At 53.6% G+C, this 8,731-nt stretch carries 10 protein-coding genes; 3 read left to right on the top strand and 7 right to left on the bottom strand.

Features of this window, described 5'->3' with window-relative positions; translation table 11 throughout:
- Nucleotides 1–1,242, top strand: a 1,242-nt coding sequence (locus ACP5J3_RS08245; RefSeq protein ID WP_428495247.1) for an NAD(P)-dependent malic enzyme, incomplete at its 5' end; no start/stop codon positions are given.
- 3 nt (nt 1,243–1,245) lie between these two features.
- Here the strand turns inward: ACP5J3_RS08245 and ACP5J3_RS08250 are convergent.
- Nucleotides 1,246–2,475, bottom strand: coding sequence for a citrate/2-methylcitrate synthase (locus tag ACP5J3_RS08250; protein WP_428495248.1), 1,230 nt, complete (start codon nt 2,473–2,475; stop codon nt 1,246–1,248).
- A 166-nt stretch (nt 2,476–2,641) separates the two neighbouring features.
- On the bottom strand, nt 2,642–3,205 hold the full coding sequence (locus ACP5J3_RS08255; protein ID WP_428495249.1) for a DUF4443 domain-containing protein: 564 nt from the start codon (nt 3,203–3,205) through the stop codon (nt 2,642–2,644).
- 55 nt (nt 3,206–3,260) lie between these two features.
- Here ACP5J3_RS08255 and ACP5J3_RS08260 point away from each other — a divergent pair, with 55 nt between their 5' ends.
- Nucleotides 3,261–4,616 (top strand): RuvB-like helicase, encoded by a 1,356-nt coding sequence (locus ACP5J3_RS08260; protein WP_428495250.1) that lies wholly within the window; start codon nt 3,261–3,263, stop codon nt 4,614–4,616.
- An 11-nt stretch (nt 4,617–4,627) separates the two neighbouring features.
- On the opposite strand, the gene ACP5J3_RS08265 is transcribed toward ACP5J3_RS08260, so the two are convergent.
- The 3 genes from ACP5J3_RS08265 to ACP5J3_RS08275 are packed head-to-tail and all read right to left on the bottom strand — an operon-like array spanning nt 4,628 to nt 7,246.
- Nucleotides 4,628–5,140 (bottom strand): hypothetical protein, encoded by a 513-nt coding sequence (locus ACP5J3_RS08265; protein ID WP_428495251.1) that lies wholly within the window; start codon nt 5,138–5,140, stop codon nt 4,628–4,630.
- Nucleotides 5,137–6,645 carry a M50 family metallopeptidase gene (locus ACP5J3_RS08270; protein WP_428495252.1) on the bottom strand — a complete coding sequence of 503 codons (1,509 nt, stop codon included), beginning with the start codon at nt 6,643–6,645 and terminating at the stop codon, nt 5,137–5,139. Before ACP5J3_RS08270 ends, ACP5J3_RS08265 begins: the two co-directional genes overlap by 4 nt.
- 28 nt (nt 6,646–6,673) lie before the next feature.
- Nucleotides 6,674–7,246 (bottom strand): hypothetical protein, encoded by a 573-nt coding sequence (locus ACP5J3_RS08275; RefSeq protein WP_428495253.1) that lies wholly within the window; start codon nt 7,244–7,246, stop codon nt 6,674–6,676.
- A 47-nt stretch (nt 7,247–7,293) separates the two neighbouring features.
- Here ACP5J3_RS08275 and ACP5J3_RS08280 point away from each other — a divergent pair, with 47 nt between their 5' ends.
- Nucleotides 7,294–7,980 (top strand): DUF2208 domain-containing protein, encoded by a 687-nt coding sequence (locus tag ACP5J3_RS08280; protein ID WP_428495254.1) that lies wholly within the window; start codon nt 7,294–7,296, stop codon nt 7,978–7,980.
- Here the strand turns inward: ACP5J3_RS08280 and rpl12p are convergent.
- Together rpl12p and ACP5J3_RS08290 are read right to left on the bottom strand one after the other, a co-directional pair.
- Complete coding sequence (gene rpl12p, locus ACP5J3_RS08285; protein ID WP_428495255.1) at nt 7,969–8,301, bottom strand: 50S ribosomal protein P1; 333 nt, start codon at nt 8,299–8,301, stop codon at nt 7,969–7,971. The genes ACP5J3_RS08280 and rpl12p overlap by 12 nt on opposite strands.
- 41 nt (nt 8,302–8,342) lie before the next feature.
- On the bottom strand, nt 8,343–8,546 hold the full coding sequence (locus tag ACP5J3_RS08290; protein WP_014287356.1) for a hypothetical protein: 204 nt from the start codon (nt 8,544–8,546) through the stop codon (nt 8,343–8,345).
- Nucleotides 8,547–8,731 lie beyond the last annotated feature (185 nt).

The following is an 8,731-nucleotide window of genomic DNA, read 5'->3' on the forward strand; positions in this document are numbered from 1 at the left end:
ATAGTTCCAAAGGTCCCAATTAGGTCAATGGAGGAATTTGCCATATACTACACCCCGGGTATTGCAGAAGTCTCTAGACAAATATATAAAAACCCGGAGCTAGCCTTTGAGCTAACTTCAAGGTGGAATATCATCGGAGTCATTACAGACGGCACAAGGGTGCTGGGCCTAGGAAATATTGGGCCAGAGGCCGCCTATCCAGTAATGGAGGGCAAAGCCCTGATTTTTAAATACCTCGGCGGCGTCGACGCCATACCCATCCCTATAAGAGTAAAGACGCCGGAAGAATTTATCTCCGTCGCAAAGGCTCTTGAACCGGCGCTGGGCGGGGTTAATCTCGAGGATATTGAGTCGCCGAAGTGTTTCTACCTTCTGGACAGGTTGAGAGAGGAATTGCAGATACCCGTGTGGCACGACGATCAGCAGGGCACGGCAACAGCCACTCTCGCCGGTTTAATAAACGCTTTGAAGCTCGTGGGGAAGAAGATTAGCGATGTTACTATAGCGCTTGTGGGAGCCGGGGCTTCTAATATCTACACAGCTCGTATATTAATTAAATATGGGGCAAAGCCGGGCAACCTTATACTAGTGGATAGTAAAGGCATTTTACACCCAGAGCGTGACGATATCGACAAGATGATGATTGAAAACCCGTGGAAGTACAAATACGCCATTGAGACAAACGCAGAAAGGCGCCGCAACGGGATACCCGAGGCCATGAAAGGCGTTGACGTCGTAATCGCGGCGTCGAGACCAGGACCCGGCGTAATTAAGAAGGAGTGGGTTGCCTCAATGAATAAAGACGCCATAGTATTCGCCCTGGCCAACCCCGTACCGGAGATATGGCCGTGGGAGGCAAAGGAGGCCGGCGCTAAAATTGTGGCTACAGGCCGCAGTGATTTCCCCAACCAAGTCAACAACTCATTAATATTTCCAGCAGTGTTCAGAGGCGCGCTTGACGTGAGAGCCACAACGATAACTGACGAGATGCTCATCGCGGCGGCGGAAGAGGTGGCTAAATTCGCTGAAGAAAAGGGCATTCACGAGGAGTACATAATACCCAAAATGACTGAGTGGGAGGTCTACGTCAGAGAGGCCGCCGCAGTCGCCGCAACCGCCTCGGCGCAGAAGGTGGCTAGAATACCGCGGTCGTATAACGAGGAGCTAGAAGTAGCGAAGACAGTTATTGGGAAGAGTATAAAGACCCTTGAAATTTTAATGAGGGAAAAAATTATCGAGTAGTTTTTACCTCTGTTCAATTGGTACGTACTGCAAATCGTGGGGACCTACGTAGCAAGCCCTGGGTCTGAATATTCTGTTGTTCTCCCAGTACTCCAGTATGTGCGCAACCCACCCAACTACTCTCGACACGGCGAATATAGGCGTGAAGTACTCATAAGGCACCCCCATGTAGTAAAACGCTATACCAGACCAGTAGTCCACGTTGGGGTAAAGCCTCCTCTGCTGGAAGTAGGGATGGTTCAAGACCTCGCGCTCAATAGCGCTGGCAATCGCGTATAGATTCTTAGGATCGCCGAACTTGGCGACGTAATCCTTTGAAAACTCCTTAAGTATCTTCGCCCTTGGGTCGTAGGCCTTATACACCCTGTGTCCAACTCCCATTAACTTGGGGCCGCCGGGCTTAGTCGCGGCCTCGACTATTTCCTTCGCCTTTGATGGATCGCCTATTTCTAGGTAGCTCCTAACCGCCATTTCGTTAGCACCTCCGTGGAGTGGGCCCTTCAACGCCGCCACGGCGGCGGCCACCGCTGAGTAGAGATCGCTGAGGGTAGAGGCGACGACATGTGCCGCGAAGGTGCTCGCAGGTACCTCGTGATCTGCGTGTAGTATTAGGTAGAGGTCGATCCCTCTGACGGCGAGCGGATCAGAATCTTTTCCAAACATCATGTAGAGGAAGTTGGCCGCGTGTGACAGATCCTCCCTGGGTCTTATAATATCGAGGTTGCGGGAGAATCTGTAGTGGTAAGCCACTATGGTGGGCATCTTTGCCACGAGCTTCTCAGCAATTTTATATGCAAGCTCTTTCTCCTCTGCCTTGTACCTCCCCAACCTCAGCGCCTCGGCCAGCTTGAGATTATCCTCGTCGTATGCCCCCTCCGCGGCTACGGCAGCTTCAAGCACAAACATAGGATGTGCCTTTGCAAGGTTTCTAATCACCTCGATGGTCTCTGGACGTAGATCTCTGTTTTTCCGCATTCTGCTTACATAGTCCTTGAAGTCTTTTTTAGTAGGTAGCTTCCCGTATAGTATGAGGTAGGAAACTTCTTCATACGTCGAGTGCTGGGCTAAATCCTCTATTCTGTAACCCCTGTACCAGAGGATGCCCTTATTCCCATCTATATCGCTTATTGACGTGTTTTTTATTAGTACGTCTTCTAGGCCGTGGATGATTGAGCCACATGGAGACTGTAAAATTTTGCCTCCTGTTCTTATTTGGACAACTTGCTCACTCATAAGCGTTTTAGCTACACTTCTAAATTTACATTATGTTTGATTAATCGTGTAAGAATATTTTCACTTAAGTCGAATCCAGATGCTGGCCTACCTAGAATCAGATAGGATGCCGCCAGTCACTTATCCTGCGGGTTCTAATCATCACAGACTTGGTGTAGATCCTATTTTAAAGTCTTAGCGACTCGCGGCACATCAGCTCAATTGGCGTGAGGGCGTCTGCAAAGGTGTCGCCGCATGTGATGACCACTGAGGCGTCTTGAGCTACGTAGTCCTCTAGTTTTTTGGCAAGACTGGCGTGGTATTTTTCAAGTGGCTCTCCGATAGGGGGGAGGTATGCCTTGCCGCCTTTCTTCTCAATTATCAAGGCGCCGCATGCGCCCAGCCTCACCAGTGAGTCGCGAATCTTTATCACATCCCCCAAAGCGCCCCTCACTACATGCGCCATGCACCTCCGGCCGCAGAGTAAGCCTTTGGCCTCCTCCACGGCGAATACGTCACCTATACCACAGATGTCAAGCGCATCTTTGAGAAATGTCTGGCCTGCCTCGGTTATCTTCACACCCCCCTTCATTACCAAGACGTGGCCGAACTCTCGGCCGCCTTCGAGTAGAGTTCTGACGATCCCCTCGCCGACTCTAAGTTCCTCTGCCAAATTCTTCCGGCCGCGTGGAGTGTTCGACGCATTGAGTACCGCGAGCAACTGTAGATACGCCACCTCGCGGTTCTTCACATGTCTAAGTTTTCCGCGCCTTAAAAATTTTTAAAAGGGATACATGGAGGGTGTCATGTCGACGGTTAAGATCGAAGAGGTTAAGACGCAATTCGAACGCTTCGCCGCCCACAGCCACATAAAAGGTCTCGGCGTCAGAGAGGGGAAGGTGGAGTTCGTCGGCGACGGGTTTGTGGGGCAGACAGAGGCGCGGGAGGCCGCTTACATAGTGGTGAAAATGATTAAGGAGGGTAAATTCGCTGGGAAGGGCGTGTTGATCGTAGGGCCGCCGGGCACTGGCAAGACGGCGCTGGCCCTGGGTATAGCGAGAGAGCTGGGTTCCGAGACTCCATTCGTGGCGCTTTCTGGCGGGGAGATATACTCCCTCGAGGTTAAGAAGTCGGAGTTTTTGATGAGGGCGCTTAGGAGGGCAATTGGGATAAAGGTGAGGGAGTGGAGAAAGGTCTACGAGGGGGAGGTGAGGTCGCTGGAGTTTAGATACGGCCGCCACCCCTACAACCCCTATATACAGAGGGTGCTCGGCGCCACTATTAAGCTCAGGACTAGGGACGAGGAAAAGAGTTTGAGGATACCGGCTGAGATTGCGCAACAACTAATCGAGCTGGGGGTGGAGGAGGGCGACGTCATTATGATTGACGAGGAGACCGGCGCCGTGTCTGTGGTGGGGAGGGGGGAGGGCGGGGAGCAGTACGACATAGCTGTGAGGAAGAGGGCGGAGTTGCCCAAGGGCCCCGTCTACAAGGAGAAGGAGATTGTGAGGTTCTTCACGCTTCACGACGTCGATATGTCTCTGGCGAGGCAGAGAGGCCTAATCTCCGCCATGATCTTCGGATTTGCCGAAGAGGTTAAGGAAATCCCCGACGAGGTTAGGAGGCAGAGTGATGAAATTGTGAAGAAGACGGTGGAGGAGGGCAAGGCGGAGCTTGTGCCGGGGGTTTTGTTTATAGACGACGCCCATCTCCTGGATATCGAGAGCTTCTCGTTCCTTATGAGGGCTATGGAGACTGAGTTCGCCCCGATTATCATCATGGCCACTAATAGGGGGATAGCTAAGATTAGGGGGACCGACGTGGAGTCGCCCCACGGGATACCGCAGGACATGTTGGATAGGCTGGTTATTATCCGCACGAGGCCCTACACGGCCGACGAGGTGAGGGAGATCATAACGATTAAGGCTCGTGAGCAGAACGTGCCGCTTGGGAGGGACGCCCTCGAGCTCTTGACCGCAATAGGCGCGGAGCACTCTTTGAGATATGCGCTTCAGTTGCTCACGCCGGCTTATATAATAGCTAAGGAGCGGGGCAGGTCCACGGTGACGAGGGAGGAGGTGGAGTACGTCAAGAGGCACTTCGTATCTGTGAAGGAGTCTGTGGAGTACGTCAAGTCGCTGGAGGAGAAGTTTTTGAGATAGGGTTCGGCTCGCTAAGCCTCTTCTATTGTAAAGATCTTGGCTTTTAGACCTCTCTCGCCTTTCTTTTTCACCCTCTTCTCCACCACGTAGACGTTGTAGATGGCGTATAGGATTAAGACTTGGCCTATGTCTAGGTATATCTGGGTAGTGTTTTTCACCGTTATGGTGTAGAAGAGTGGGTATATCGCCACGCCGTAGCCCGGCGGGGATGATGTAAATAGGAGGGTTAGGTAGTGGAACGCGGCGGTTGCGATGGAGAGCGTCGCCAGCGTCCACCTGGCGCGGTCGTTTGGCTTTGTGAAGAAGGTGGCCACCACGGCGGCGAAGAGGAGAAGTGTAAAGACCACAGTAACTCTCCACATATACAGCCACATAGGCGGCGTAGACACTGCCTTGACGCCGTCTGGGCTGAGGATTTTATTAGGCGGAGGCCTGAAGGCGTCTGAGACAAATAGCTCAACTGGCAGAAAGGCGGACGCCGCGGCGAGAGCCGCCACTATGGCTACCAACAGCCAGAGCTTCATCTTATCGACTGCAGAATTCTGTACTGCTCTCCCAACACGCCGAGGGCTATGTTAAAGATAAGCATGGCGGCGAGGACCCACGTCACTGCGCTCACCACGGCGTTGCCCCTCTTCTCCCCCAGCCTCCGCTGAACCGCCGCAGCGAGTAACTGTCCCCCGTCTAGTGGGTATATGGGCAACGCGTTGAGTACGGCGAGGCCGTAGTTCACCACAATTAGCCAGAACACGAGTTTTGTGAAGTCGGTGTTGTACAACTGGTCTCTTTTTATAGGCCCCGCGTCGTAGCCGATCATTGGCAGGCTACCGGGCCCCAGCCCGTAGAAAATCTTTCCTCCCTTCTCCACCAGCGTCACGTTAAAGACGTGGAGTGTGCCGTTTCTCTCCACGTAGATCCTTACCGAGTCCCCCGCTCTGCACACATCCCTTGTCTCAATTATCGCGTTTAATAGCTGGCCGCTCGTCGGCGTTTCCCACGTCCTGCCGCAGCCCTCTATCTTCGTCACCACGTCTCCCGGCCTAACGCCGCCGAGGTACAGCGAGCCGTCTGTGTAGAGCCAGTTTATCTTGGGGGGCGTGGTGAGGCTTGTGTAATCCAGCGTGACTTCGTATCGATGTAGCCACGAGGCGGCGACGAGAGTCACCTTGTCGCCTGGCTTGCAGTTGACAGTTTTGTTTATGCCCATAAGCGGCCCGAGGCCGGCGAGCACATTTAACTTCGTCAACAGGTCGTCTGGGGTGTAGACAGCTTCCTGTAACCCGCAGCCGTGGATCCCAATAACCCTGTCGCCTGGCTGGACGCCGTAGGCGGGGACGCCGAATACCGCGCCTTGTAAGCCGGCCCAGGCGCCGACAACTCCTAACAACATCGCCGACAGCGCCACAACGACGTTTACAGCAACGCCGCTCGCCAAGACGGCTAGCTTGGCTTCTGTATTTGCCTTCTTGAACTGCTCCTCGTCGGGCTCTACAAAAGCCCCGCTTAGGATGTAGAAGAGGGAGAAGATCCCGACGGACTTCACCGGTATCCCGTATCTCAAGGCGGCGTATCCGTGCATTAGCTCGTGCAGAACGACGCCGACAGCGACGGCGACGGCCATGTAGGGCAGTTGATCCCATGGGAGTGTGACGCCTGGGATAATTGGAGTAACCCCGGCTGAGCGCGCCGCGGCCTCCTCTGGCGGCGCCCCTCTGAAGAGCGCGCCGAGGGCGTTTAAAGTACCTCCAACCAACATGTAGAGAAAGCCCCATAAAATCTGGACCTGCCCGTCTGGCCTCACAAAGGGGATAGCCACGAATACAGGCACCGCGAAGAGAGTCAGCGCCACGACGAGGTAGGCTCTGAGAGGTACAAAACTCAGCCTCCTTGTAAACGCCTCGACGTACCTTACGAGCCTCTCGCTCTTCCAGTAGATAGCTAAGAAATACCTCACAGCGCTTTTATTCAGCAAGTACACAATACCAATCAGCACAAACCAGCTGACAGCCAGTATCAACAACCCGTCCACGACCCCCTAAACGAACTGTATATTAATTTTAGACCTCCAGCGAGGCACCCGCCCCCAGCCTATAGACGTTGAATTTCTTCTCCAGCTCCTTGGCGAGCTGAGGCGCCGTGTGTATAGCTACGACGCACCGCACCCCCAGAAGCCTAAGCTCCGCCGCTACTCTGTGGAGCAGGTAGGGGCTGTAGCTGGTGCCGCCCAGCCCCCCGACAAAACACCGGGCCTTCACCCCCCTCTGCGAGAGCTTGTGGTAAGGCACGGAGAAGAGGCCGCAGGGCGACACCACCACCCCATCTACATAAAGAATGTTCTCCCCACGTTCTTTAAACACCCTGTACCTGACCCCACGCACCACCAGCTCAACGTCGAGGGGCGGGTTCACGACGGGGATCTTATACAGCCCAAACCCGCCGGAGTGGTGCTCGTTGCCGGCGACCCCCACCACGCCGATTGACGGCTTGGCCTTCGACTTCGCGGCGAATTGCAAGGCGGCGTCTCTACTACAGCTATCGAACAAAACCGCGTCGTTTATCAAGACTCCAAATCCGTGGCTAGGCTCAAGCACTCCTGGGTGCTCAGAACACACGGCAGTTATCCTCACCACATCGAGATGTGGAGAACGTATTTAAACTGATTAGCAAATGGCGAGGCATGAGGCGAGCCGTGCTGAGCGTGGCGTCGATACTAGTTTTCTCAGCGATTCTCACCTTCTTTCCTGGCGGGTACTTCACAGCTATATTACTGTACTTCGTCCTATTCTTCGGAGTCTCCATACTAATGGGGGTGAGGTCGTACAGGAGAGGCATGGCAACGGTGCAGGAGGTGTCTAAAGGCCGCCCCATAATTGAAATAGATGAGAAAGAAGTTAATAAACTCTTAGAAAAAGATAAAGAGCTTGTAAATGAGTATAAAAAAATGGTCAGGGGGTCATTTCTGCCGATGTTAACACTACCTCTATTTATACTACTAGCCACGTTCCTATTTCCAACACTGCCGCCCGCAACCGAGTCGGCGCTGGGCCCCAGCATAGGAAAGCTCCCCGCAAGATTTCTCAGCTACGTAGCTGTATTTGGAATATTCGCTTTAATCTCCATGGCGACCTTCAAGCCGCCCACCGCCCCGAGGATAGTAAGAAGTCTAAAGGTGTACGACGCCGGCCTCGTCATAGACAAGAGCCTGGGCCTCAAGGCGCCGATAGAAGTGGCAGATTACAAAGTCAGCGAGGAGAGGAGATTCATCGAATTTAAACTAAACAACCAGATATTTAGAATCTACTACAGAGATATAAAAGAGCTTGATAGTGTTTTATCTAAACTAGTTAAGCCTCTAAAACAGTGAAGCCAGCGAGCCGGCGATTTCCTCCTCGCTCGGCCCCTTCTTCTCCTCTTCTTCTTTCTTCTCCTCAGCCTTTGCAGGCGCAGTGGGGGCGGCGGCCCCGCCGGTTGCCGGCGCCGCCGCGGGCGCCGCGGCGGCCACCGGCGCAAACGCCGCCGACTTAATAGCCTCCTCTATGTTTACCTCCTTGAGAGCCGCCACGAGAGTCTTTATCCTAACCTCGTCTGGCGAAATGCCTGCCGCCTGCAGTACCTTCGCCAGATTCTCTTCGTTTATCTCCTGCTTAGCGTAGTGAAGCAACAACGCCCCGTATATGTACTCCATGGAAAAGGTCGGGAAGGAGGCATTTAAAAATTTTAGCCACCCTACACCTCTTCGATCTTCACGTTCTTAGACTTGAGCTCTGCCAAAACCTGCTCCGCCTTGTCTGGGGGGAGTTTAATAGTGTAGAGATACCCGGCGAGCCTGGCCTTAAGCTTCACGTAGTCTTGATAGCGCCTTACCCGGACCTCTTCAGCCTTCTCCCCGTACTGCTTCCAAATCGCCAGCAAGAACACCTCTTTTGGCATGGCCCACAGTAGGGAGGGGTATATAAAATTTGGCCGGGGTAACCCACCAGGCTCATTCGCCCCCCTACAGGGGAGTTGCCCAGGGCGTTTCCTATATATCCACATGTATATATTCTTTACGGCCGCCAGCTACTCCACGACTCCAGGCCCCTAGCTCACGCTTCTGTGTCTGTACTTGATATGGG

It is taken from the genome of Pyrobaculum sp., from assembly GCF_049971835.1.
Classification (GTDB): Archaea; Thermoproteota; Thermoprotei; order Thermoproteales; family Thermoproteaceae; genus Pyrobaculum.

Excerpts from the sequence above, each read along its gene's own strand:
- ACP5J3_RS08250 (WP_428495248.1), bottom strand. The coding sequence starts at position 2,475 with ATGAGTGAGCAAGTTGTCCAAATAAGAACAGGAGGCAAAATTTTACAG.
- ACP5J3_RS08290 (WP_014287356.1), bottom strand. The coding sequence starts at position 8,546 with ATGCCAAAAGAGGTGTTCTTGCTGGCGATTTGGAAGCAGTACGGGGAG.
- ACP5J3_RS08260 (WP_428495250.1), top strand. The coding sequence starts at position 3,261 with ATGTCGACGGTTAAGATCGAAGAGGTTAAGACGCAATTCGAACGCTTC.
- ACP5J3_RS08265 (WP_428495251.1), bottom strand. The coding sequence starts at position 5,140 with ATGAAGCTCTGGCTGTTGGTAGCCATAGTGGCGGCTCTCGCCGCGGCG.
- rpl12p (WP_428495255.1), bottom strand. The coding sequence starts at position 8,301 with ATGGAGTACATATACGGGGCGTTGTTGCTTCACTACGCTAAGCAGGAG.
- ACP5J3_RS08280 (WP_428495254.1), top strand. The coding sequence starts at position 7,294 with ATGAGGCGAGCCGTGCTGAGCGTGGCGTCGATACTAGTTTTCTCAGCG.